This window comes from Streptomyces griseobrunneus, assembly GCF_046713465.1.
Lineage (GTDB): Bacteria > Actinomycetota > Actinomycetes > Streptomycetales > Streptomycetaceae > Streptomyces > Streptomyces microflavus.
Genome location: NZ_CP177080.1, coordinates 1260069 through 1284329, shown reverse-complemented (window position 1 = coordinate 1284329; position 24261 = coordinate 1260069). Strand labels below are relative to the sequence as shown.

Below are 24261 nucleotides of genomic sequence, written 5' to 3'. Positions count from 1 at the left end.
AGCACCGGCCTCAGCCGCCCGGGATCTCCTCCATCGCCACCGGGCGGCGTTCGCGGCGCGAGATCTCGCAGGCCTCGGCGATCCTCAGCGCGTGCAGGGCCTCCCGCCCGTCGCACGGGTTGGCCAGCTCGCCCCGGGCGACCCGGAGGAAGGCGTCCAGCTCCGCCTCGTACGCCGGGGCGAACCGCTCCAGGAACCCCCGCCAGGGCTTCGGCGGGGCGCCCGGGCCCTCCGGCTCGGCCGACGTCAGCGGCGTACGGTCGTCCAGGCCGACGGCGATCTGGTCCAGCTCCCCGGCCAGCTCCATACGGACGTCGTACCCGGCGCCGTTGCAGCGGGTCGCCGTGGCGGTGGCGAGGGTGCCGTCGTCCAGGGTGAGCAGGGCGGCGGCGGTGTCCACATCGCCCGCCTCCCGGAACATCGCGGGACCGGCGTCCGACCCGGTGGCGTACACCTCGCTCACCTCGCGGCCGGTCACCCACCGCAGGATGTCGAAGTCGTGCACCAGGCAGTCCCGGTACAGCCCGCCGGAGAGCGGGAGGTAGTCGGCGGGCGGAGGAGCGGGGTCGGCGGTGACCGCCCGTACGGTGTGCAGCCGCCCGAGCCTGCCCTCCCGCACCGCCGCCCTCGCCTCGGCGTACCCGGCGTCGAAGCGGCGCATGAAGCCCAGCTGGAGGATGGTGCCCGCCGCCTCGGCCTCCGCGAGGGCGCCGAGGGTGCCGGGCAGGTCCAGGGCGATCGGCTTCTCGCAGAACGCGGGCAGCCCGGCCCGCGCGGCGCGGGCGATGAGCTGGGCGTGGGCCGCGGTCGCCGAACAGATCACCAGCGCGTCGGGGAGGCCGTGGCCCTCGCCGGTGAACATCGCGTCCACCGGGACGGCCGAGGCTCCGGTCCGGGTGGCCGCCACGGCGGCGCGCTCCGGATCCGCGTCCGCCACCAGCAGGGAGTCCACGGCGGGATGACGGCTCAGCACCTCCGCATGGAAAGTGCCGATACGTCCCGTTCCGATGAGTCCGATGCGCATGGCCCCAAGGTGGCCTTGCCCGGTCATCATGTCAAGCGTTTGTCCTGACAAACGACGTGACCATGGCTTTGTCCGGACAATCGAACTAGGCTCGCCCCGTGACCGCACAAGGAGCCGATCAGCCGCTGCCGCTGAGCGTGGACCGCACCAGCCCGGTGCCGCTCTACTTCCAGCTGGCGCAGCAACTGGAGGCCGCCGTCGAACAGGGCCGGCTGGCCCCCGGCACCCTGCTCGGCAACGAGATCGAGCTCGCCGCGCGTCTCGGCCTCTCCCGGCCCACCGTCCGCCAGGCCATCCAGTCGCTCGTCGACAAGGGGCTGATGGTCCGCCGCCGGGGCGTCGGCACCCAGGTCGTGCACAGCCAGGTCCGCCGCCCGCTGGAGCTGAGCTCGCTCTACGAGGACCTGGAGGCGGCCGGCCAGCGCCCCGCCACCAAGGTCCTGCGCACCACCATGGAGCCGGCCACCGCCGAGATCGCCGCCGCCCTCGGTGTCGCCGAGGGCACCGAGGTCCACCTCGTCGAGCGGCTGCGCTACGCGCACGACGAGCCGATGGCCCTCCTGCGCAACCACCTTCCCCCGGACCTGCTCGCCCTCACGGCGCAGGAGCTGGAGTCCACCGGGCTCTACCGGATGATGCGGGCCTCGGGCATCACGCTGCACAGTGCCCGCCAGTCCGTCGGCGCCCGCGCCGCCACGGTGGGGGAGGCCCGGGCCCTGGACGAGGAGCCTGGGGCGCCGCTGCTCACCATGGAGCGGACGACGTACGACGACACGGGCCGTGCGGTCGAGTTCGGCTCCCACGTCTACCGGGCGTCGCGCTACAAGTTCGACTTCCAACTCCTGGTCCGCTGAACCCAGCCCGTGCGGGGTGCCCCATCAAGCCCGTCCGGCGTTTGAGGACGGAACCCTTGCGCTGGTGCGCCCGCAGGCAGAGGATCCTGGGGCACGGGCTTCCCGAGGGCGGACGATCCCCACGTCGACGGTTCCGTCCTCAAACGCCGGACGGGCTTGGGGTGAGCCCCCGGACGGGCTGGGGGTGGCACCCCGCGCACACTGGGAGGACCGCCCCCCGGGCGGGAGCGGGCAGGGCTCGGGGATACTGGGCAGTCGGCCCGGGGCCCCGTACACTCCCCGGCCCCGTCAAGCGCACAGCGAGCAGCAGCAGAAGGGCACGGCGTCGTGGCAAGGGTTCGGACAGGGGTACGCGCGCTGGGCGCCGTCCTGGCAGTGGTGCTGGCCGCCGCAGGATGCAGCAGCACCGGCGGCAAGCGGGCGGAAGAGCGCGCGGCCGAGGCCGCCGAGGGACGGGCCGCGGTGAACACGCCCCGCTGGACCTTCGCCATGGTCACCCACTCGGGCGACGGTGACACCTTCTGGGACATCGTCCAGAAGGGTGCCGAGCAGGCGGCCGTCAAGGACAACATCAACTTCCTCTACTCGCACAACGACGAGGCCAACCAGCAGGCCCAGCTCGTCCAGACCGCGATCGACAAGAAGGTCGACGGGCTGATCGTCTCGCTGGCCAAGCCGGACGCCATGAAGGCCGTCGTCGCCAAGGCCGTCAAGGCGGGCATCCCGGTCATCACGGTGAACTCGGGATCCGCCGAGTCCAAGGAGTTCGGCGCCCTGACCCACATCGGCCAGGACGAGTCGATCGCCGGTGAGGCCGTCGGCGACGAGCTGAACAGCCGGGACCGCAGGAAGGCGCTCTGCGTCCTGCACGAGCAGGGCAACGTGGGCCACGAGCAGCGCTGCGCCGGGGCGAAGAAGACCTTCGACGGCACCCTGCAGAACCTGTACGTCGACGGCACCAACATGCCCGACGTCACGGCGTCCATCGAGGCCAAGCTCCAGTCCGACAAGAGCATCGACGCGGTCGTCACCCTCGGCGCCCCCTTCGCCGACGCCGCCGTCCAGGCCAAGCAGACGGCGGGCAGCAAGGCCGAGATCGACACCTTCGACCTCAACGCCAAGGTCGCCACCGGCCTCCAGACCGACAAGCTCGGCTTCGCCGTCGACCAGCAGCCCTACCTGCAGGGATACGAGGCCGTCGACCTGCTCTGGCTCTACCGCTACAACCGCAACGTCCTCGGCGGCGGCCTCCCCGTCCTGACCGGCCCGCAGATCATCACCAAGGGCGACGCCGACGCCTTGGCCGACTACACCAAGCGTGGCACCCGATGAGCGGCTCCACCGCCGCCGCCGACCAGCTGGACGAGCGCCTCGTCCGCACCTCGCCGCTGCGCAAACTGCTCGGCCGCCCCGAGCTCGGCTCGGTCGTCGGCGCGGCAGCGGTCTTCCTCTTCTTCGCGATCGTGGCCGACAGCTTCCTCCAGGCCTCCAGCTTCGGCACCGTGCTGTACGCGGCCTCGGTCCTCGGCATCATGGCCGCCCCGGTCGCGCTGCTGATGATCGGCGGCGAGTTCGACCTCTCCGCCGGGGTCATGGTGACCAGCTCCGCGCTGATCTCCTCGATGTTCAGCTACCAGATGACGGCCAACGTCTGGGTCGGCGTCTTCGTGTCGCTGCTGGTCACACTCGCCATCGGCGCGTTCAACGGGTTCATGCTGACCCGCACCAAACTGCCGAGCTTCATCATCACGCTCGGCACGTTCCTGATGCTCACCGGCCTCAACCTCGGCTTCACCAAGCTGATCAGCGGCACGGTCTCCACCAAGGCCATCGGCGACATGGAGGGCTTCGACTCCGCCCGGGTCCTCTTCGCCTCGACGCTCACCCTCGGCGGCGTCGAGTTCAAGGTGACGATCCTGTGGTGGGCGGCGCTCGTCGGCATCGCCACCTGGATCCTGCTCCGCACCCGCTTCGGCAACTGGATCTTCGCCGTCGGCGGCGAGGCGGATGCCGCCCGCGCGGTCGGCGTCCCCGTCATCCGTACCAAGATCGGGCTCTACCTGGGCGTCGCCTTCGCCGCCTGGATCTCCGGCCAGCACCTGCTGTTCAGCTACGACGTCGTCCAGTCCGGCGAGGGCGTCGGCAACGAGCTGACGTACATCATCGCGGCCGTCATCGGCGGCTGTCTGATCACCGGTGGCTACGGCTCCGCGATCGGCTCGGCGGTCGGTGCCTTCATCTTCGGCATGACCAGCAAGGGCATCGTGTACGCGGAGTGGAATCCGGACTGGTTCAAATTCTTCCTGGGAGCGATGCTGCTCCTGGCCACCCTGCTCAACGCGTGGGTGCGCAAGCGCGCGGAGGCGACGTCATGACGGCCACCCCTGAGAAGACCCCGGCCGCCCCCGAGCAGGCCGCCGGCCCCCTGGTCGAGCTGGACGACGTCTCGAAGTTCTACGGCAACATCAAGGCGCTGGAACACGTCTCGCTGGAGGTCCACGCGGGAGAGATCACCTGCGTCCTCGGTGACAACGGCGCCGGCAAGTCCACCCTCATCAAGATCATCGCGGGGCTGCACCGGCACGACTCCGGCCGGTTCCTGATCGACGGCGAGGAGACCACGCTCGCCAACCCGCGCGACGCCCTGGACCGGGGCATCGCCACTGTCTACCAGGACCTCGCGGTCGTCCCGCTGATGCCGGTCTGGCGGAACTTCTTCCTCGGCTCCGAGCCGACCGTCGGCGTCGGCCCCTTCAAGCGCCTCGACGTCCGGAAGATGCGCCAGACGACCCGTACGGAACTGCTCCGCATGGGCATCGACCTGCGTGACGTGGACCAGCCGATCGGCACGCTGTCCGGTGGTGAACGCCAGTGCGTGGCGATCGCCCGTGCCGTCTACTTCGGCGCGAAGGTCCTCGTCCTGGACGAGCCGACCGCGGCCCTCGGCGTCAAGCAGTCCGGCGTGGTCCTCAAGTACGTGGCGGCCGCCCGCGACGCCGGTCTCGGCGTGGTCCTCATCACGCACAACCCGCACCACGCCCACCTCGTCGGCGACCGCTTCGTCCTCCTCAAGCGCGGCGCGATGTCCGGCAGCCATACCAAGGACGACGTCACGCTGGACGAACTGACCCGGCAGATGGCGGGCGGCAGTGAGCTGGAGGAGCTCAGCCACGAGCTGGAACGCACCCCGGCCCCCACCCTCCCGGGCGGCAAGGGCGCGACCGGCAGCACCCCCTGACCGGCGACCCGCCCCGGCGCGGCCGACCCCGACCGACGGCCCCCGGGGCCGGGCAGTGGCAGAATCGAGCGCGGCGGGCGCCGTCCGCCGCCGGCCGCGACAGCGGCCCGGCCCCCCAGACCCCGCAGGGACGATGAGCACGTACCGCGACTTCGCACACCGCGGCTCCGCCCGCGCCACCGTCCTCAAGACCGTCGGCACCAAGGAGCGCCGCTCGCACCTCACCGCCCCCCGCGTCCCCACGGTCGGGATCGACATCGGCGGTACGAAGGTGATGGCGGGCGTCGTGGACGCCGACGGCAACATCCTGGAACAGCTGCGCACCGAGACGCCCGACAAGTCCAAGAGCCCCAAGGTCGTCGAGGACACCATCGTCGAGCTGGTCCTGGACCTCTCCGACCGGCACGACGTCCACGCGGTGGGCATCGGCGCGGCGGGCTGGGTGGACGCCGACCGCTCGAAGGTCCTGTTCGCACCGCACCTCGCCTGGCGCGACGAGCCCCTGCGCGACGCCATCGCCTCCCGCCTCGTCGTCCCCGTCATGGTCGACAACGACGCCAACACGGCGGCCTGGGCGGAGTGGCGCTTCGGCGCGGGCCGTGGCGAGGACCACCTCGTCATGATCACGCTCGGTACGGGGATCGGCGGCGCGATCCTGGAGGACGGCCAGGTCAAGCGCGGCAAGTACGGCGTGGCCGGTGAGTTCGGCCACATGCAGGTCGTGCCGTCGGGCCACCGCTGCCCCTGCGGCAACCGGGGCTGCTGGGAGCAGTACAGCTCCGGCAACGCCCTGGTCCGCGAGGCCAGGGAGCTGGCCGCCGCAGACTCGCCGGTCGCGCACTATCTGCTGGACCGGGTCAAGGGCAACATCCCCGACATCACCGGCCCGCTCATCACCGAACTGGCCCGTGAGGGCGATGCGATGTGCATCGAGCTCCTCCAGGACATCGGCCAGTGGCTCGGCGTCGGCATCGCCAACCTGGCCGCCGCGCTCGACCCCTCCTGCTTCGTCATCGGAGGCGGTGTCAGCGCCGCCGACGACCTCCTGATCGGCCCCGCCCGGGACGCCTTCAAGCGCCACCTCACCGGCCGCGGCTACCGCCCCGAGGCCCGGATCGCCAAGGCCCAGCTCGGCCCCGAGGCCGGTATGGTCGGCGCCGCGGACCTCGCCCGGCTGGTCGCCCGCCGGTTCCGCCGGGCCAACCGGCGCCGCGTCGAGCGGTACGAGCGGTACGCGCAGATCTACGACCAGGCGGCGAGCACCATCCGCAACACCCGTTCGACCCGCACGGTCGACTGAACCGCAGCCGCACGCCCGGCGTCTCAGCCTCCGTACCCGTAGCCGAAGCCGCACCCGACCCCGAACGTCCGGAGCCGCCCCCGACTCCGTACGCCCGAAGCCGCCACCGACTCCGTACCCGACCGGCGTCCACGCCTCCGTACTCCGCTCCGCAGCACGAGGGACCACCTGACCATGATCGCAGCCGACCACCCCGTGGTGCCGCCCCAGTCCCAGTCGCCGGCCGACGGCGGGAGCAAGCCGCCCGAGGACCGCCGACGGGTGTTCAAGCGGCGGTTCATCACCGCCACGATCATCGTGCTGCTGATCGGCATCCCCGCCGGCTACCTGCTGATCTCCGCAGGCCAGAGCCGCCGCTCGGGCAAGGACAAGGAAGCGGAGGCCGCGGCGCTAGGGCTCCGCGAGGGCTGGCCCTCCAAGATGCAGCGCCGGATCTTCGAGATCCCGATCCCCGGCAACGGGATCGGGGTCCAGTACTACGAGACGAACAACTGGAAAGCCAGCCGGATGTACGCGAAGTTCCGGACGACCTCCGCCGGTCTCGACCGCTTCCTGACCGGCGTCGGCACCGGCCGCGCGGCCCTGGAGCCCGGGACGGTCAACATCAGCCCCCGGGACGTCGACATCACCGGCTGGTACTTCGGCCCGAACGAGAACTGGGCGAGCACCACGCACACCAACAAGAAGCCGCGCCCCACCCAGACCATCACGGTCAATATGTCCGACCCGGCCAGTCCTGTCGTCTATGTCGTATCGGCGGCGACCCCCTGACCGGGACCCGGAGGGGCGCTCACTAACCTGGAGCGAGTGAGCGAAGTGAGCGAGACGACCCCACAGCCCGCGCAGGCCCCCCACCCCGGCGAACCCGCCCCGCACCCCGGCCCGCCCGTCCCGGCGGCCCCGTCCCCGCAGCCGGGCACGGGTACGACGCCGGAGCCGGGAGCGACGCCGGCGTACGGGGCTGCGCAGCCCGGCCCGGGCCCCGCAACCGAGGGTTCGCCGGATCGCTCGGCGAGCTGAGCCGCTGGGAACACGGTTGGAGGGTGCAGCATGAGGTCATGACGATCCAGCCTCGCGCTTTCGCCCATGTGCGTCTTACGGTCACCGATATCGAGCGCTCTCGCGCCTTCTACGACGCGGTGCTCGGGCTGCCGGTGGCCTTCGACCTTCCTCCCGACGCTGACCAAGCGACCCGGGAGCAGCTCTCCTTCCTCTTCGGCGGGGTGATCTACCAACTCGGTGACTCCCTCCTGGGTCTCCGTCCGGTCGCCTCGGATCGCTTCGACGAGGACCGGGTGGGGCTGGATCATGTCAGTTTCGCCGTGGACAGCCGGGCGGATCTGGAGGCGGCGGTGTACCACCTCGACGAGCTCGGCGTGGCCCACGAGGGGATCAAGGACATCGGAGCGGGATACATTCTGGAGTTCCGAGACCCGGACGGCATCGCTCTGGAGCTCTTCGCGCCCAGCAGCTGACGTCGGGCCCAAGCTGACGGGCCGGTCAGCCAGGGTTTCGAACCTGTGAGGCTGTTCCGGGTGAGGCGCTGATCAGGGCGATCGGAGGGAGCCGATCCGCCCGCTGCCGGCCCCGGTTTCGGGGCTCGCGCTCACTCCTGCGGCACGCCCGCGCTGTTGAGGGTGGCGTAGACGACGAGGTTGTCCCGGTACTCGCCTCGGCTGCGGTCGTAGGTGCCCGAGCAGGTGATCAGGTGAAGGGCGGGCGGTCCACTGGTCGCGTAGACCTGGCTGTCGGGGAAGGCGCCCTTCCCGAACTGGCGCAGGGCCCGGACGGCGAAGGTGATGGTTGACCGGTCGTCCTGCACCAGTGTGACGTCGTCTCCCGGGTCGAGCGCGGCGAGTCCGTGGAAGGCTCCGGGTCCGGTGGCGGAGTCGACGTGGCCGACGACCACCGTCGCGCCGGGACTGGCCCCGCACCGGGTGGCCCGCAATGAATCAAGGGCCGCCGCGAGCAGTGCTGCAGTACGGCAAGTGCACTCCGCAGTACCAGTGGTACCTCGGTCAAAGGCGTCAGATTGCGGCGCGCGTACCGGGAGGTTCGGCAGTGGGGCTCCAAGCCAGGGCAGTTGCAGGACGGGCGATGGGGCTGGCTGCCGGAAGGAGTGGCGCTTTCACAGGTCACTGAGCAGTACGCATCACCAGTAGTACGCAGTGAAGCAGTACCGGTAAGTGATTCAGAGGGTAAGAAACGGAGGAGTTGGGCGCCATCAGGATCGCCCGGGCGAACGTTATGGGCCCGGGTACCGCAGGACATCGTGAGTGAGGTGGTCTCCGGTCGGGCAACCGCGATCCCCGCACCCGCTCTCATCCCCCGTGAGTTGGTGCGGAACAACCCTGGATTTCCAGGCCGTGGAGATGGCCGGCGCCAAAGTGGTCGCGACGTTGTTCTCCCTCGACCCGGTGATGGGCGCACTCATCGGCGCCCTCGCCCTCACCGAAAGTCTCTCCGCGCCGCTGCTCGTCGGCATGGGAATGATCGTGTCAGCCGGTGCCGTAGCGACCTGGCGTGCTGAAACCCTCCCAGTTTCACCGATGCCGACCAGCACAGACCGCCCGTAACACGGGGGCGGAAAAGATCATCGGTCGCACCCCACCAGCAGTCACTTCTTCTGCCAGCAGGACCAGCGAACAGCCATGTAGGACACCGTCCAAGGCTGCCAGACCGGTCGCGTGACTGTCGCACCCAGCTGGACCAGCGCCCCGAGAAGGTGCGGTGACTGCGGAGATGTGCCGGACGCGGCGTGATCCTCCTGCTTGTCCGGATGCCGGTACCGGGGCTTCGCAGCGCAGCTCACCTTGCGGCCACGGGTCTTCGGCCCGATGCGGTGGGGGCCTTCACGGCAAGATCCAAGTCCTTGGACGCAACCTTGTCCGGGCGTGAATGGCCGCAATGGCTCTCGTGTCCCGTGGTGCAGTCACTGCCCGCCTGGCCGCTCGGGGGAGGGCGCCGTCCGGAGCGGCGGTCAGTGGAAGGTGAGCCTGAGGCGTTCCTCAAGGTGTGCTGTCTGGGTGGGAGTGGCGAGAAGCATGATGCTGTCGTAGCCGTTGCCCGGCACACGGGCAAAGTCTGTGTAGTGCCAGGAGCGGGGGTCCTCGCTGCGGGTGGTTTCGGCGATGGCGTGGCAGGCGGCTTGATGGTCGTAGTAGTCCTCTGCGAAGTGCTCGGCAGGGATGGACACGAGCTGGCCGTCTCTTGTGAACTCCAGGCGGTCGGAGCGTCCTGCTTCGAGCCCGCCTTCACCTTCGATGACCCGAACACCGGTCACGGTGACCTTCCCGCCGGCCAGTGTCACGGCGTTCGCCAGCAGGGTCGGGTAGCCGTCATGGATGGAGTCGATGTCGTCGGCATGCACCGAGACCGCCACGCCGAAATCTATGAGCGCACAGGCCGTTTCATAGCCGGTCAGTTCCTGATCCACGTGGCTATCGAATTGTTCGAGGACTTGACGGGCGGTCTCCTGCGATATCATGCCGGCCCGGTGCAGGGCTGCCCCGACACGTCTGAGAGTGATCAATGATTCGTCGGACATCCGCCTGACCCTGCCAGGCCGGGCAATGCTGAGCAACTCACCCACCCACTCGCCGCCGCCGATGACCGTGAGCTCGCACCTCTGAAGGTGTACTCCGGGGGCAGTGGTGCGGGGTGCCAGCGAAGCCCTCTTCACCAACGGCTGGTTCAACCCCAATTGCTCGTACTTGTACGAGACCGCTCCCGCTGCAGTCGGGGAGGGGGACGTCCAGGCGAAGAGAAACGTTGCCGATGTCGAGGCCCCCGTTTTCGTCTGCGGTCCAGTCACCCACGAAAATGTGATGCCCTGGAGGGGAGGGTGCCCGGCAGGCCGGCCTCCCGGTCGTCTTCCGGTCGGCGGCGGAGTCGGCGGGACCTGAGCGTCCCGGTGTTCAGGCCGATGACGTGGATGGCGCCGTCAGTTCCGAGGACCCATGCCTCGCCGTGCGGGCCACGGGCCGGCGAGCGAAAGGAGTAGCTGGTGCCCAGCTCCACCAGGCGCAGCTTCTTCTTCTCGGTGTCGATGAGGGAGACGCGCGTGGGGCGTTCCAGCTTGGCCTCGGGGTCGGTCTTGTAGTCGCCCAGCAGAACGGGCGAGGTGTCGCTGCCGGCCTGGTTGCCGATGCGCCCGCAGTCGTCGGGAGAATTGATCTTGGTGAACTTGGCCGTCCTTGTGGATCGGGATGCCGCCCTGGCAGCCGACGCCGACGGCTTCGTTCTTCGCGGCGGCCTCGCCGTGGACACCGGGCACCACAGAGCACCGCCGAAGAGCGCCCCAATGTTCGACGAGTGCACGCAGGCCATCAAGTCCCGCGCCGTCGCGCTGAACGGCAGGGCCGTCGCGGTGGGGCTGATGAGCAAGAGGGTTCCGACGGGACGCCGGCCTGTGCACCGAAGTATGCGCAATGCCTTGACGTGCTCCTGGCAAACTGGCGTCATGGGAGCGCTCCCATCCACGCCGAACTTTGCGTCACCCGGCACCTACTTCCTGGAGTCGCAGTGAGATCAGCAACGAGTACGGCACGTCACAGGCAGAGCCCCTTGAGCATTCTGCTGAGAAGTCTGGCCGCCCTTCTCGGCGTCGTCCTGCTCAGCGCGCTCGGCCCCGTCGCCGCACAGGCCCGGCCCGCCGGGGCGGAAGCCGCGGCCACGGGCCTGCACGTCAGCAACGGCCGCCTGCTGGAGGCCAACGGCAACGACTTCGTCATGCGCGGTGTCAACCACGCGCACACCTGGTACCCCGGCGAGACGCAGTCGCTGGCCGACATCAAGGCCTTCGGAGCCAATACCGTTCGCGTCGTCCTCTCCGACGGACACCGCTGGACAAGGAACGGCCCCGGTGAAGTCGCGGGCATCGTCGACGACTGCAAGACCAACCGGCTGATCTGCGTCCTGGAGGTGCACGACACCACCGGTTACGGCGAGGACGCCGCGGCGGGCACCCTCGACCACGCCGCCGACTACTGGATCAGTCTCAAGGACGTGCTCGCAGGCGAAGAGGACTACGTCATCATCAATATCGGCAACGAGCCTTGGGGCAACACCGACCCCGCCGGCTGGACAGCGCCGACGGCCGCAGCCGTCCAGAAGCTGCGCGGCGCGGGGTTCGCCCACACGATCATGGTGGACGCGCCGAATTGGGGCCAGGACTGGCAGGGGGTCATGCGCGCCAACGCCCAGGCCGTGTACGACGCCGACACCACGGGCAACCTGATCTTCTCGATCCACATGTACAGCGTCTACAGCACGCCTCGGGCGATCACCGACTACCTGCAAGCCTTCGTCGACGCCGGGCTGCCCCTTGTCGTAGGTGAGTTCGGTGGACCCGCCGACCAGTGGGGGGACCCTGACGAGGACACCATGATGGCCACCGCCGAGGCGCTCGACCTCGGTTACCTGGCGTGGTCCTGGAGCGGCAACACCGACCCGATCCTCGACCTGGCCATCGACTTCGATCCGAGCCGCCTGAGCTCCTGGGGCGAGCGCATTTTCCACGGAACCAACGGCATCGCCCAGACCTCCCGGGAAGCCACCGTCTTCGACGGTGGCGCGAACCCGGACGACACGGAGGCCCCGACGGCCCCCGGCGCTCCGACCGCCTCCATGGTGACGGCGGCCTCAGCCGTCCTCACCTGGCCCGCAGCGTCGGACAACGTTGCCGTCGCCGGTTACGACGTCGTCCGGGTGAGCGGCAGTCTCGAGACCGCAGCCGTCTCGTCCGCCACCACGAGTGCCACCGTGACGGGCCTTACTGCGGACACCGCGTACACATTCGCGGTGTACGCCCGTGACGCGGTCGGCAATCGCTCGGCCCGTTCCGCCACGGTGAACGTCACCACGGACAAGGGCGGGCCCACGCCGGGCGTGAGCTGCTCCGTCGGCTACCGGGTGGTCAGCGAATGGCCCGGCGGGTTCCAAGGTGAGATCACCATCCGTAACACCGGGACCACCGCCATCAACGGCTGGAACCTCGCCTTCGCCTTCGTCAACGGCCAGACGCTCTCCAACGTGTGGGGCGGGACCGCCACGCAGAGCGGCTCGACGGTCAGTGTCGCCCCCGCCGGATACACGGCGGTGATCACAGTGAACGGCTCCATCATGCTCGGCTTCACCGGAACCAAGAGCACCACAAACACGGCGCCGACAGCCTTCACACTCAGCGGCAACACCTGCACGACGGCCTGAGAGGCCGTTCCGCTGGTTGGCAGGGAAGCCCGCCCCCTGCCGGCCGCGGGCTTCCTCCGTTCCCGGGCGCCCACGGCTCTGGACGACGACGCGGCCCCCTACAGCCCGGGAACACGTCGTGGGCGCCCCTCAGAGACCAGCCGTCGGGTCGGAGGGGCAACCGAGGTGGCCCGGGAGCTCGGGTCGGCCGGGAGTCCCCGCCGGGCCGAGTGCAGGCCCGGGCCCGCATGATCCCGCTGCTGTGCAAAGCCAGGAGAACGGCCCGCTCGACGTACTGCGCCTGGTCGACCGTCAGGGCCGCGGAGCCGAACCGCCCCGGCGAGAGGGGCCTGGTGAGGCCGGGCCGCTGCCGTGCGCCGATCCTCTTCTCCCGTCGGCCGCCCCGCATCCGCAGGCCCGGCGGGGGCTTCCGGCCGTATCGCCCCGCCTCCCCGCTTCGAGGAGGCCCGGTTCAGAGCCGGACACCCCGCCGAGTGGGATCTGGCTCAGAACCTGACCGCGAGCGCCCGGCCGGTGCCGCGTCCACCCGTACTGGCCGATCTGGATCAGGTTGCCGCAGGTGTCATGAAGCACCGCTGTGGTGACCGGGCCCATCGCCGCCGGTTCCTGCGTGAACTGCACACCGAGGCCGCGCAGCCGCTCGAACTCGGCCCCACGTCGTCGACCGCGAAGGAGTTTGCCGGAACGCCGTCCGCGACCAGCGCCTCCCCAGCGGGACGTCGTGCTTCTTCACGAAGCCCAGCACGTCGGTGTAGAAGTGCACGGCTTCTTCCTGGTCGTCGACGAGAACAGTGGGTAAGTGGATCCGCCGAGTGGGGCGCACCTGTGGGCTTGAGGGTCTGCTGATCCTCACCGGCGTGGCACGCGGGCGGTGACGCCGCGCTCGACCCGGTGGCCACCTTCCGCGACACGACACTCAGCTCGGCGGTCGAGTCCGCACCCTGGACGGACATGAGCGCCTCCTCCTGGAAGGACGACCGCTTCGCCGAGTACAGGGACACGGGACCCGGGTCCGGCCCGGCGAGCAGCAACCGGCCGCAGCTCAGCAACGCCCAGGCCACGGGTCAGGAGGCCGCCGACCGGCTGGCAGGCTGGACACCTTCGCCGTCCTGAATCACGGTGTGCGGCAGTGAGCCGATGCGATGACGGCCGGTCGAAGCGCTTCGACTCTCCTATGGACACTGGTTGTGAGCGAGTCTAGGCTCCACGGTGTCTGTGCATGTCAGAGCGTGAGGGGGAGCAGGGCAAGGCGCTGTCGAAGCGCTTCATCCGCTCTCGCTTGCGGTCGCCATCTGTAGGGGAGAAGCCGAATGGTCACGCTTGCCGAGGTCGCCCAGCACGCCGGAGTGTCCGCGAGCACGGTGAGCTACGTCCTCAGCGGCAAGCGGTCGATCTCCGCCTCCACCCGGGAACGGGTCGAGCACAGTATCCAGCAGCTGGGCTACCACCCCAACGCCGGTGCCCGTGCCCTCGCCAGCAGCAGGTCCAACATCATCGCGCTGATGGTGCCCCTGCGTACGGACATGTACGTGCCCGTGATGATGGAGATCGCCATCGCCGTCGCCACCAGTGCCCGTACGCACGGCTACGACGTCCTCCTGCTCACCGGCGAGGAGGGGCCGGCGACCGTCCGGCGGATCGCGGGGAGTTCTCTGGCGGACGCGATGATCCTGATGGACGTCGAACTGCACGACGAGCGGCTGCCGCTGCTCCGCGATTCGGGCCGGACCGCCGTCCTGATCGGCCTGCCGGCCGACACCAGCGGGCTGACCTGTGTCGACCTCGACTTCGAGGCGACCGGTGCGCTCTGCGTGGACCATCTCGCCGGACTCGGACACCGCGAGGTGGCGGTGATCGGCGAGGCGGCCGCCGTCTACGAGCGGCACACCGGCTTCGCCGAACGGACCGTGGACGGCGTACGGGCGAAGGCGCAGGAGGCAGGGATGCGGATCCTGCACCGTCCCTGCGAGGGCGGGTACGCCGCGATGGCCGGCACACTGGGCCGCATCTTCGACGAACGGCCCGGAACGACCGGATTCATCGTACAGAACGAGGCCGCGGTCGAGCCTCTGCTCAACCTGCTCCAACAGCAGGGTCGAGCGGTGCCGGAGGACGTGTCCGTCGTAGCCGTCTGCCCCGAGCAGGTGGCCACGCAGGCCTCGGTTCGGCTCACCTCCGTGGCCATCCCGGCACAGGAGATGGGGCGCCGCGCAGTGGAGCAGGTGGTTGCGCAGCTCGCCGGCCGGGGTACCGACGAGGTGGAACTGCTGGAGCCCGTTCTTACGGTGCGTGCGAGCACGGGACCGGCTCCGGCCTGAGTGTCGACGGGCGGCCCCGCGATGCTCGGGGAGGCCCGCTGACACGGCGCACGGACGCCGGGCCGGGGCGTCCCCCGGCCCGGCGTCCGTCCGGATCAGCTCGACGAGACGTTGAACCCGTTGGTCGTGAAGTTCAGCCCGCCGGCGGAGGACGTGATCTCGTAGCCGAACTGGACGTCACCGATGGTCTCGTTGCCCCACCAGCCCTTGGTGTCCTTGATCCACTTCAGGATCGGCAGGATGTTGACGGTGCCGGCGGACGAGTCAGAGGTCCGCAGGAACGAGAAGACCTCGTTGGCGCCGTTGTCACCCTTGTAGACGGCCCAGGTGTGCCCGCCGAGGGTGACCGTTCCCTGGGAGGTGCCGAGCGGGCCGACGGCACCGTTGTGGTTCACCCACAGCATCACCTCGTAGTCGTAGTCCGTGTCCCAGATGTCGTACGACGTGTTGTACGCACCGGACGACGGGACCGTCACGTTGTAGCCGCTGGTCAGGGACGAGAGCGACGTGATCGGCTTGTTGACGATCTTCTTGGCGTTCGGGTACGACTTGATGCCGCCGGTGTTCGGGTGGTTCGCCGTCACGCCCCAGTTGCTCGACGAGTTGGCCCAGATGGACTGGGTGCCCGCTCCGGAGCCCCAAATGTTGTTGTAGAGGATGTAGTTGTCGGACGTGGTGTAGTTGCCCCACTGCTCCGACGAGGTCCAGATCGCGGCGTGGGCGGGAGTCGCCGCGAAGCCGGTCAGCGCGGCCAGGGCTGCCGTCGGGGCCAGCAGGAGCCTGGTCAGGGTGGAATGTGCCATGGGGTGTTCCTTCCCTGTGGGGATGGAGGAGTGCTACCGCGGCCCCAGGGTGAGGACGCGGTCCACGCCGGCCGTCAGCTCCAGCGGAGCCGGGGGGTTTCCGGCGGAGGTCTCGGTGAGGGCGAGCCCGTCACCCGTACGCAGATCGATCCGGGCGTCGCGGGTGGGGCGCAGCACGGCGGTGGCACCGTCCTTTGACCACCGCAGGTCGAGGTGTGCGCCGAACCGCGTTCGTACGCCACGGAGTTCACCGGCCGGGTACGCCGCCGGGACTGCCGGCAGCAGCACCAGGCGGCCGGGCGCCGACTGGACGAGCGACTCGATCACGGCGGCGGGCAGGCTGTGGGCCGCGTCCGCGTTGTAGACGTTCCGGGACGGATAGTGCGCGCTCATCAACGAGTCGTGGAAGAAGTCGCCGCCCAGCACTGCCTCCAGCGCCGCCGACACCCTGGAGGGGTCCCTCAGCCGGGCGGCGATCAGGGCGTGGTGCAGATGCCCGTGGGCGGAGTCGTTCTCCGAGCCGCGCAGCTCCAGGGCGCGATGTGCGGCCGTGGCCAGCTCCGGGGTGTCGTACGGGTTGATCGCGTCCAGCGGCCACACCGGGTAGAGGTGGCTCAGGTGGCGGTGGTCGTACGTCTCCCGCAGGCCCGGCCACGCCCACTCGGCGAGCGCCCCGTCCTCGTTCACGAGGTACGCCGGGAGCCGGGCCGCGAGTGACCGCCACAGTCCGGCGGACGGGTGCCCGGGAGCGTGTCCGGCGGCCGTCGTCAGGGCATGGTGGGCCGCGGCGATGTCCATCGTCGCGTTCACCGTCCCCCAGCTCGCGTTGGCCGGCCGGTTCTCGGGGGAGTACGAGGGCACGACCGCAAGGTTCCCGTCCGGGTCCTCACGGCTGAGGAAGTCCTCGTAGAACAGCGCCGCTTCGACGAGCGCGCCGGTCAGAGCGGCGTCCGGGGTGCCCGTCGTGACCTCGGCGTGTTCCAGCAGCGGCTGCAGCAGCCAGTCGGCTCCCGCCGTCCACAGATGCAGCGGATAGGCACGCTGGAAGTGCCGTGTGTGGCCCGACGCGCCGTCCGTGTGGGACGGCGCGACGATGCCCCGCGCCCCGAAGAGCGCCCGGGCATTGTCCTGCCAGTCGGACAACTGCCCGTGCACGAGGGACGCGTGGGCCTCGGTGACCTCCGGGAGTGCGGCTGCCGCGGCGGAGGCTACCTGGAGGTTGAGGTTGGCGTTCGTGGTGAAGGCCCCGGACCAGGCCGTGTCCCAGTCGCCGGTCCACAGACCGGTCAGCCGGGGCGGCAGCACCCCCGAGGAGGACAGCAGGTGGTAGCGGCCCGCAGCGAAGAGCCGCTCCAGGAGCGCGGGGGACTTGGGCATGCGCAGCAGCTCGCTGCCGGACAGCTCCCGCTCCGGAGCCGCGTCCCGCAGCGTGAAGGAGGCACGCCCGTACGCGGTCCGGTGCGGCGGCCGGTGGCGCTCCAGCAGCGTGGCGTAGTCCTCGCGAGGCAGAGCGGCCCACAGCTCCCCGAGGTCGGGGCGGTCGGCCCCCCTGACGACCCGGGTGGTCAGGGTGAGGCTCCGCGCCTCCTCGACCCGGATGCCCTCGCCGGCCACGGAGACACGGCCGCCGTCCACCCGCGCCACGGTGAAACCCGTGTACCCGAGCCCGCTGCCCGGATAGCCCACCCTCAGAGCCAGGTGCGCACCGTCCGGGGTCAGGACCGTGGAGCGGCCGACCGCCAGCCGCGCGGGGGCGCCGGGCAGCGAGTGGTCCAGGACGATGTCCGCGGTCGGTCCGAGGTCCGTGATGTGCTGCACGATCACGTCGTCGGCCCGTGACACGAAGACGCTGCTGTTCCAGGCCTCGTACGACGCGGTCACCTCGCCCGTCGTGAAGTCGACCTCACGCCTGTATCCGGCGACCGCCTCGTGCAGCCCCTGTCCGCGGCGCACGCACGTCCGGAACGCGGGGTGGAAGGGCTGCACCCACACCAGCGGGCGGCCGGCGCCGAAGTCCTCCGCGGCGGTCGTGTCCCCGGACAGGAGCGCGTCCTGGAGGCGGTGGAGCAGGTCGGCGAGCTCCGGCGGGCGCAGGTCCTCGCTGCCGTTGGGCCGCACCAGGCAGTGGTGGTTGACGATCACCTGGTCGTCGGCCGGGTCTCCGTACACCATCGCCCCGTGACGGCCGTTTCCGCTGAGGAACGCGTCCTCCCAGCGGGTGGCCGGACGAGGCTCCCACGTGCCGTCGATCATGCCGGGACGTCTCTGAGGACGGCGACGCCGTAGCGGTCCAGCTCCACACCGCCGTCGGTCTCGACCCCCGTGAGCAGGTCGAGGTGCCGGCCCGGCAGTTTCACCCCGGCCGGTGCCCGTCCGTGGTTCAGCAGGAAGAGCAGGTCGCCGCGCCGCACCGCCTCGACCCCGGAGGGCAGCCCCTCCAGCACGGGGCGTACGCCGGCCTCGGCCGCCGCCCGGCCGAGCAGGTCCCGCAGGGACTCGGGCTCGGGCAGCGTCGAGACGTACCACGCGCCGCCCTTGCGGAGCACCGCGGGAAGGCCGTCCAGCTCACCCTCTCGGTAGGCGGCCACCGTCTCCGCGCTGCCGTCGGGTTCCAGCTCCTCCGACCACAGCGTGCCCCGGAAACCGTCGCACGCGACCGTCGCGCCCGCGTCCAGCGGCCACCACTCGTGCACCGTACGGATACCGAACAGCTCACGCAGTCTGCCGTCCATGCCACCCGGCCTGATCCGGTCGTCGACGTCCACGACTCCGGTGAAGAACCCGCACACGAGGGTGCCGCCACCTCGCACATACGCGACGAGGTTCTCGATCGCCGCGTCACCGAGGAGCTGGAGCTGAGGCACGAGCACCATCCGGTACGCGCGCAGATCCGACTCGGGGCGGGCGAACTCCATGCCGATACCGCTGTCCCACAACCCCCGGTGCCAGGCCTGTACCAGCTCCGTGTACGACACGAGGGAGGACGGCCTGCCCCCTTGGGTGCTCGACCACCAGGCGTCCCAGTCGTGCAGCACGGCGACCTCGGCCGAGACCCCGGTGCCGCTCACCTCGGCACCGATCAGCGCGAGTTCGGCGCCGATGCGCTTGACCTCCCCGAACGTGCGTCCGCTCTCACCTGCGTGGCTCAGCATCCCGGAGTGGAACTTCTCCGCCCCCTGCCGGGACTGCCGCCACTGGAAGTAGCAGAGTGCGTCCGCGCCCCTTGCCACCGACTGGAGCGACCAGAGCCGGTTGAGGCCGGCCGGTTTGGGATGGTTGACGTCACGCCAGTTCACCGACCCGGCCGCCTGTTCCATCACCATCCACGGCCCGCGGGCCTGCGAGCGGGTCATGTCGGCGAGCATCGCGTTGTACTGTCCGGCGCGCGGGTCCGTCGGGTCCGGGTAGACGTCGACGGAGACGATGTCCTCCTGCTCGGCCCAGGCCCAGGCGTCCTGGCCCGACCACAGCGGCATGAAGTTGGTCGTCACCGGGATGTGCGGGGTGTGCCGGGCGACGATGTCCCGCTCGGCGGTGTAACACTCCATCAGGGCGTCGGAGGTGAAGCGTCTGAAGTCCAGCTCCTGGGCCGGATTCCGCATGTACTGCGCCTTGCGCGGCGGCAGGATCTCTGCCCAGGTGTCGTAGCGCTGGCTCCAGAACGCCGTGCCCCAGGCCTCGTTCAGCGCCTCCGGGGTGGTGTACCGGGAGGCCAGCCAGCGTCGGAAGTGTGCACCGGTCTCGTCGCACCAGCAGTGCGTGCAGTACTCGTTGTTGATGTGCCACACGGTCAGCGCGGGATGGCCGGCGTACCGTGCTGCGAGGTCCTCCGTGAGGGCCGCCGCATAGCGCCGGTACACCGGTGAGCTCGGGCAGAAGTGCTGCCGGGAACCGTAGTTGACGACAGTGCCGTCCTCGCTGCGTGGCAGTGTCTCCGGGTGCAGGGCCCCCATCCACGGTGGCGGTGAGGATGTCGGGGTGGCGAGGACGACGCCGATGCCACCTGCTTGCAAGAGGTCCAGCAGCCGGTCCAGCCAGCCGAACTCCCGTGCACCGGGTCGGGGTTCGATCTTCGCCCAGGAGAAGACACCGACGGTCACGGAGTTGACCCCGGCCTCCTTCATCAGCCGGACGTCGTCGGCCCACACCTCCTCGGGCCACTGCTCGGGGTTGTAGTCGCCTCCGAAGAGGATGCGGCCACGGGTGGCGTCGTGCAGGGACGGCATGGACGTCTCGTTCCTCTACGGGGAGTCTTTACCGGGGGTCTGCGTACTGGATGCCACGGCCGTTGGTGCCCAGGTAGACACGGCCGTGGACGCGGGGGTCGCCGGTGATGACCTCGCCGGTCCACCCCCACCGGTGGGCGTCGTCGTTGATACGGACCCAGGTCGCACCCGCGTCGTCCGAGCGGAGCACAGCCACGCCGTCGTACGTCTCCGTGACCCGCCCGGTCTGGAAGACCGCCGGGTAGCCCGCCGGTCCCTTCCCCGGGGCGGCCCTGCCGAAGCCGAGGGCGTACGAGGCCTGGCAGCCGGCCACCGGCGTGAACGTGCGGCCGCCGTCCTTCGAGCGCAGGAGGCCGTTGTCCTTGGCGGAGAGCCACAGATCTCCCGAGCGCCCGGGAGCCGCGGCCATACGGAACTGGACGTCCCCCGAAGGGAGTCCGGTCGCGCCCTCGGTGAAGGTCGCACCCTTGTCCGTGGAGAGGAAGACCGCCCCCGTATCCGTGTCGTACACGTAGAAGCGCCTCGGATCGAGCGGGTCGGCGACCGCTGTGCCGCCCTTGGGGAACGTGGGCACCTCCGCCCAGGTGGCCCCGCTGTCCGTGGAGCGGTGTGCGGCGTACCTGGTGCCGTCCCAGTGGATGAACGACCACAACAGCGTCGCCCCGTCGGCGGAGACCGCCACCGGGCCGGGAGCCGAAGGCGCGATCGCCGGCTGGGACGTGAACGGCTGCCAGCTCGCACCGCCGTCGCGGGAGTACGCACCGGCCGAGTCGGATCCCGACGGCCAGCCCGTCCGCACGACGTACGACGGCTTCAGCGTGGCCAGGGCCAGGCCCGTCGCCGTGCCGAAGACCGGGTTCGACGCCATGCCGCGCGAAGGGGACACGGTCAGCCGGTCATGACGCATGACCCCGATGTCACCCAGGCCGCTGAGCAGCCGGGCTCCCGACGGTGGTGCGATCAGCTGCCGTACCGACGACTCCTCCAGTCCCCGGATCTCGGGAGCCCAGTGCACCAGGTCGCGTGTCCCGAAGATCGTGGCGCCGGTGCCGTAGACGATGTGCCGCGAGTCGTACGGGTCGACGGCCAGGGCCTGGATCCACCAGCCGAACTTGGGTTCACCACCCCACGTCAGATACGGCGTCTCCGAGACGTCCAGCACCGCCGTGTCCTTGAGGGAGGTCCAGCTCGCCCCGCCGTCCGTGGAACGGAACAGGGTGTCCACGGGGCCCCAGCGGTTGTTCGTGGAGACCACGACGGTGCCGGGGCGGGACGCGTCCACGGCCACTCCGCCGTACCCGAACGCGTCGCCGTCGCCCGGGGCCACCGGAGTCACGTCGGTCCAGGCTCCGGTCACCGTGTCGAGGCGGTGCACCGAGCCGTCGGCCTGGTTGTTCGGGCCCGGTCCGTCCGCGTAACTCACGTACAGCGCACGGCTGCCCGCGTCGTACGCCGCGCGGACCGGCACCTTCGTCGCAGCTCCGGCGGACGGCTGCCCGGGTACGGCCTCCCAGCCGCCGGAGGCGTCTGTGCGGTAGAGCACCGTGCCGCCGTCTCCCCAGCCCGCGTACACCGTCCGGCCGGCCGCCACCAGCAGGGTGACGCCCTGGCCGTTCGCCGACGGCGTGGCCGGGAAGGAGGTGTCGGCGGCCCAGGTGGCACCCCGGTCCGTGGAGCGCAGCAGCCCGTCGTGGCGCGTCCCGAGCCAGAGCGTGTCACTGTCACGCGGATCGACGAGGAGCCGCTCGCCGCAGCCCCGGCCGTCCTCGTTGGCCCCGAGGCGCACGGTGAGATCGGCGCGTGACCATGTCGCCCCGCGGTCCCCGGACCTGAGCACCGCACCAGGGGAGGCGTACGCCTGTGTGTACGTCCCGAGGGCCAGGTACAGCCGCTCGGGGTGCGCCGGGTCGACAGCCATCGCCTCGACGCCCATCAGGTTCCAGTCGTCCCAGCCGATGTGGTCGGTGAGTGCCGTCCACCGGGACCTGCGGTCGTCCCAGCGGTAGGCGCCGCCGATGTCCGTGCGGGCGTAGGCGAGACCCCGTACGGCCGGATGGAACAGGACGCCCGTCACGAAGCCCGTCCCGCCGATCACCGCGGTGCGCCAGCGGTGCGGCTGGGTCTTCGGGGGCTGCCGGGCGGCCGAGGCCGGGCCCGCGGCCGGCAGCACGGAGGCCGAGGCCGCGACCGCCGCCGCACCGGCCAGGACGGTCCGGCGCCGGGGACGTGGGGCGGGTTCTGGCTGCGGGACGGACGAAGCGCGCATGACGAAGACCCTCCGGTGGGGAATGACGGGTGAGTGCGGTGCGGGAGGCGGTGATCAGCCCTTGACGGCGCCGGTGAGCATGCCTTCCTTGAAGTGCTTCTGCACGAACGGTGAGAGGACCGCGACCGGGATCAGCGCCAGCACCATGACCGCCATCTGGATGGCGAGCAGTGAGAGGTGGCCGGTGTTGATGACCTGCGTCAGACCGGTGGGCCGCTCCTGTTTCAGGACCAGTTGGTTCATCACGTTCTGGAGCGGCATCATCTCCGGGTCGCTGATGTAGATGGACGCGTTGAACCAGGCGCTCCAGTAGCCGACCGCGTAGAAGAGCGTGATCACCGCGATGACCGCGCGGGACAGGGGCATGATGATCTGCCACAGGATGCGGAAGTCACCCGCCCCGTCGATGCGGGCGCTCTCGACGAGTTCCTGGGCCGTACTCATGAAGAAGGCACGCAGGACCAGGATGTTGAAGACGTTCAGCGCGCTCGGGAGGATCAGGGCCAGGTAGGAGTCGGTGAGGCCGAGTCCCTGTACCACCAGGTAGGTGGGGATCAGGCCCGCCCCGAAGAACATCGTGGCGAGCATGAACAGCAGCAGAGGACGGTGGAGCACCGACCCCGGCCGGGAGAGGCCGTAGGCGCACATGACCGACACGGCCATGCTGAAGAGGGTCCCGACCACGGTCACGCAGATGCTGACCACCGCGGCCCGGGTGACCTGGCCGCCGCCGAGGAGCTCCTGGTAGGCGACGAACGTGATGCCGCGAGGGATCACCACCAGCCCGCCCGCGTCGGTGATGGTCCGCACCGAGGACAGGCTGGTGACGATCACGACCCAGAGCGGGAAGAGCACGGCCAGACAGGCCAGGGCGAGGACCACGCCCTTGGAGGCGAGCCCCGCCTTCGTCGGCTCCTCCTCCCACACCGGCCGCAGCCGGCCACGCGTACCGGGCTTGATCCCGGCCACGCCGGTCATTCGGTGGAGCAGGCCGCTCACTTCTTGTACACCCCCTGCTCACCCATGAGATGGGCGACCTTGTTGGCCCCGAGGACCAGCAGCAGACCGAAGATTCCCTTGACGATCCCGACTGCCGCCGCATAGCTGAAGCCGCCGTACTGGATACCCACGTTCCACACGTAGGTGTCGAGGACCTCGGAGGCGCCCGGGCCGACGGCTGTGCGTTGGAGCAGGATCTGCTCGAAGCCCACGGTGAGCGCGTTGCCCACCTGGAGGACCAGCAGAAGTGCCACGACCGGGCGCAGGGCGGGCAGTGTGACGTGCCACATCCGGCGCCAGCGGTTCGCACCGTCCATCGCGCTCGCCTCGTAGAGTTCCGGGCTGACCGAGGCCAGCGCGGCGAGGAAGACGATGACGCCCCATCCGGCGTCCTTCCAGATCATCTCGAAGGTGATCAGGAACTTGAACAGACCGGGGTTCGTCATGAGGTCGAAGCCCTCGTGGCCCCTCTCCCGCAGCGTCTGCGCGATGAGTCCGGCGCCGCCGAACATCTGCTGGAAGACCGTGATGACCAGGACCCAGGAGAAGAAGTGCGGCAGGTAGAGGATCGCCTGCGCCACAGCCCGGACCCGGGGCCGCACGAAGCTGTTGATGAACAGCGCGAGCAGGATCGGCACCGGGAAGAACAGCGTGAGCTGCAACAGGAAGATCGTCAGCGTGTTGCCCAGCGCCGACCAGAACAGCCGGTCGTTCACCATCTGCCGGAACCACTCGAAGCCGGCCCAGGGGCTCTGCAGGATCGCCTGGAAGGCGTTGTCCGCGATGTACGGGTCGTAGTCCTGGAAGGCGACGACGTTGCCCGCCAGGGGGATGTAGGCGAAGACCAGCAGCAGCAGCATCGCCGGCAGGGTCATCAGCAGCAGCGTCCGGTCGCGCCGCAACCGGTGCCGCAGGGGGATCTTCGCGGTCACCCGCACGTCTTTGGGGGCCGCCCCGTCCTTGTCGGCCGGCTGCGACGCGGGGGATCCCTGCGCGCGCCGGTCATCCGTGCTCAGTGACATG

The 24261-nt window shown here is 70.1% G+C and carries 20 protein-coding genes and 2 pseudogenes; 11 read left to right on the top strand and 11 right to left on the bottom strand.

Features of this window, described 5'->3' with window-relative positions:
• Nucleotides 1–10: 10 nt before the first annotated feature.
• A complete protein-coding gene (locus tag ACK8N7_RS05740) occupies nucleotides 11–1024 on the bottom strand; it encodes a Gfo/Idh/MocA family protein (protein ID WP_500441268.1) in 1014 nt (337 codons plus the stop codon).
• 98 nt (nucleotides 1025–1122) lie between these two features.
• On the opposite strand from ACK8N7_RS05740, the gene ACK8N7_RS05735 reads away from it, so the two are divergent.
• The 7 genes from ACK8N7_RS05735 to ACK8N7_RS05705 all read left to right on the top strand — a co-directional run bounded on the left by ACK8N7_RS05735 (nucleotide 1123) and on the right by ACK8N7_RS05705 (nucleotide 7891).
• Nucleotides 1123–1878 (top strand): GntR family transcriptional regulator, encoded by a 756-nt coding sequence (locus tag ACK8N7_RS05735; RefSeq protein WP_403211082.1) that lies wholly within the window; start codon nucleotides 1123–1125, stop codon nucleotides 1876–1878.
• Between the two features lie 327 nt (nucleotides 1879–2205).
• A complete protein-coding gene (locus ACK8N7_RS05730) occupies nucleotides 2206–3210 on the top strand; it encodes a sugar ABC transporter substrate-binding protein (RefSeq protein ID WP_457810826.1) in 1005 nt (334 codons plus the stop codon).
• Nucleotides 3207–4253 (top strand): ABC transporter permease, encoded by a 1047-nt coding sequence (locus ACK8N7_RS05725; protein WP_403211080.1) that lies wholly within the window; start codon nucleotides 3207–3209, stop codon nucleotides 4251–4253. The genes ACK8N7_RS05730 and ACK8N7_RS05725 overlap by 4 nt, the downstream gene beginning before the upstream one ends.
• A complete protein-coding gene (locus ACK8N7_RS05720; RefSeq protein ID WP_403211078.1) occupies nucleotides 4250–5116 on the top strand; it encodes an ATP-binding cassette domain-containing protein in 867 nt (288 codons plus the stop codon). The genes ACK8N7_RS05725 and ACK8N7_RS05720 overlap by 4 nt, the downstream gene beginning before the upstream one ends.
• Nucleotides 5117–5249: 133 nt before the next feature.
• Complete coding sequence (locus ACK8N7_RS05715) at nucleotides 5250–6416, top strand: ROK family glucokinase (RefSeq protein ID WP_015612388.1); 1167 nt, start codon at nucleotides 5250–5252, stop codon at nucleotides 6414–6416.
• A gap of 174 nt (nucleotides 6417–6590) precedes the next feature.
• Nucleotides 6591–7187 (top strand): hypothetical protein, encoded by a 597-nt coding sequence (locus tag ACK8N7_RS05710; RefSeq protein ID WP_403211076.1) that lies wholly within the window; start codon nucleotides 6591–6593, stop codon nucleotides 7185–7187.
• Between the two features lie 287 nt (nucleotides 7188–7474).
• Complete coding sequence (locus ACK8N7_RS05705) at nucleotides 7475–7891, top strand: VOC family protein (RefSeq protein ID WP_403211074.1); 417 nt, start codon at nucleotides 7475–7477, stop codon at nucleotides 7889–7891.
• A 131-nt stretch (nucleotides 7892–8022) separates the two neighbouring features.
• On the opposite strand, the gene ACK8N7_RS05700 is transcribed toward ACK8N7_RS05705, so the two are convergent.
• A complete protein-coding gene (locus ACK8N7_RS05700) occupies nucleotides 8023–8364 on the bottom strand; it encodes a sortase domain-containing protein (RefSeq protein WP_500441264.1) in 342 nt (113 codons plus the stop codon).
• Between the two features lie 418 nt (nucleotides 8365–8782).
• On the opposite strand from ACK8N7_RS05700, the gene ACK8N7_RS05695 reads away from it, so the two are divergent.
• The gene (locus ACK8N7_RS05695; protein ID WP_500441262.1) at nucleotides 8783–8992 is read left to right on the top strand and encodes a hypothetical protein; all 210 of its coding nucleotides are present in this window, start codon (nucleotides 8783–8785) and stop codon (nucleotides 8990–8992) included.
• Nucleotides 8993–9396: 404 nt separating this feature from the next.
• On the opposite strand, the gene ACK8N7_RS05690 is transcribed toward ACK8N7_RS05695, so the two are convergent.
• A complete protein-coding gene (locus ACK8N7_RS05690; protein ID WP_403211068.1) occupies nucleotides 9397–9963 on the bottom strand; it encodes a hypothetical protein in 567 nt (188 codons plus the stop codon).
• 347 nt (nucleotides 9964–10310) lie between these two features.
• Nucleotides 10311–10695: pseudogene (locus tag ACK8N7_RS05685) on the bottom strand (hypothetical protein); the annotation flags it as partial.
• 245 nt (nucleotides 10696–10940) lie between these two features.
• Between ACK8N7_RS05685 and ACK8N7_RS05680 the strand changes: the two are divergent.
• A complete protein-coding gene (locus tag ACK8N7_RS05680) occupies nucleotides 10941–12626 on the top strand; it encodes a cellulase family glycosylhydrolase (protein WP_403211066.1) in 1686 nt (561 codons plus the stop codon).
• A gap of 537 nt (nucleotides 12627–13163) precedes the next feature.
• On the opposite strand, the pseudogene ACK8N7_RS05675 reads toward ACK8N7_RS05680, so the two are convergent.
• Nucleotides 13164–13449, bottom strand: a pseudogene (locus ACK8N7_RS05675) (VOC family protein); the annotation flags it as partial.
• Nucleotides 13450–13517: 68 nt separating this feature from the next.
• Here ACK8N7_RS05675 and ACK8N7_RS05670 point away from each other — a divergent pair.
• Together ACK8N7_RS05670 and ACK8N7_RS05665 are read left to right on the top strand one after the other, a co-directional pair.
• The gene (locus ACK8N7_RS05670) at nucleotides 13518–13739 is read left to right on the top strand and encodes a pectinesterase (RefSeq protein ID WP_403211064.1); all 222 of its coding nucleotides are present in this window, start codon (nucleotides 13518–13520) and stop codon (nucleotides 13737–13739) included.
• Between the two features lie 197 nt (nucleotides 13740–13936).
• On the top strand, nucleotides 13937–14944 hold the full coding sequence (locus ACK8N7_RS05665) for a LacI family DNA-binding transcriptional regulator (protein ID WP_398813343.1): 1008 nt from the start codon (nucleotides 13937–13939) through the stop codon (nucleotides 14942–14944).
• A gap of 95 nt (nucleotides 14945–15039) precedes the next feature.
• Here ACK8N7_RS05665 and ACK8N7_RS05660 read toward each other — a convergent pair whose 3' ends face one another.
• The 6 genes from ACK8N7_RS05660 to ACK8N7_RS05635 are packed head-to-tail and all read right to left on the bottom strand — an operon-like array spanning nucleotide 15040 to nucleotide 24260.
• Nucleotides 15040–15747: a GH12 family glycosyl hydrolase domain-containing protein gene (locus ACK8N7_RS05660; RefSeq protein WP_398813345.1), complete on the bottom strand. Its 708-nt coding sequence runs from the start codon at nucleotides 15745–15747 to the stop codon at nucleotides 15040–15042.
• A 33-nt stretch (nucleotides 15748–15780) separates the two neighbouring features.
• Entirely contained in the window at nucleotides 15781–18000 is a 2220-nt protein-coding gene (locus ACK8N7_RS05655; RefSeq protein ID WP_500441258.1) for a glycosyl hydrolase family 95 catalytic domain-containing protein, read from the bottom strand.
• Nucleotides 17997–19973 (bottom strand): beta-galactosidase, encoded by a 1977-nt coding sequence (locus ACK8N7_RS05650; protein ID WP_500441256.1) that lies wholly within the window; start codon nucleotides 19971–19973, stop codon nucleotides 17997–17999. Before ACK8N7_RS05650 ends, ACK8N7_RS05655 begins: the two co-directional genes overlap by 4 nt.
• Nucleotides 19974–20001: 28 nt before the next feature.
• Nucleotides 20002–22239 carry a 1,4-beta-glucanase gene (locus ACK8N7_RS05645; RefSeq protein WP_500441254.1) on the bottom strand — a complete coding sequence of 746 codons (2238 nt, stop codon included), beginning with the start codon at nucleotides 22237–22239 and terminating at the stop codon, nucleotides 20002–20004.
• A 54-nt stretch (nucleotides 22240–22293) separates the two neighbouring features.
• Entirely contained in the window at nucleotides 22294–23217 is a 924-nt protein-coding gene (locus ACK8N7_RS05640; protein ID WP_403211611.1) for a carbohydrate ABC transporter permease, read from the bottom strand.
• Between the two features lie 17 nt (nucleotides 23218–23234).
• Complete coding sequence (locus tag ACK8N7_RS05635) at nucleotides 23235–24260, bottom strand: ABC transporter permease (RefSeq protein ID WP_403211055.1); 1026 nt, start codon at nucleotides 24258–24260, stop codon at nucleotides 23235–23237.
• Nucleotide 24261 lies beyond the last annotated feature (1 nt).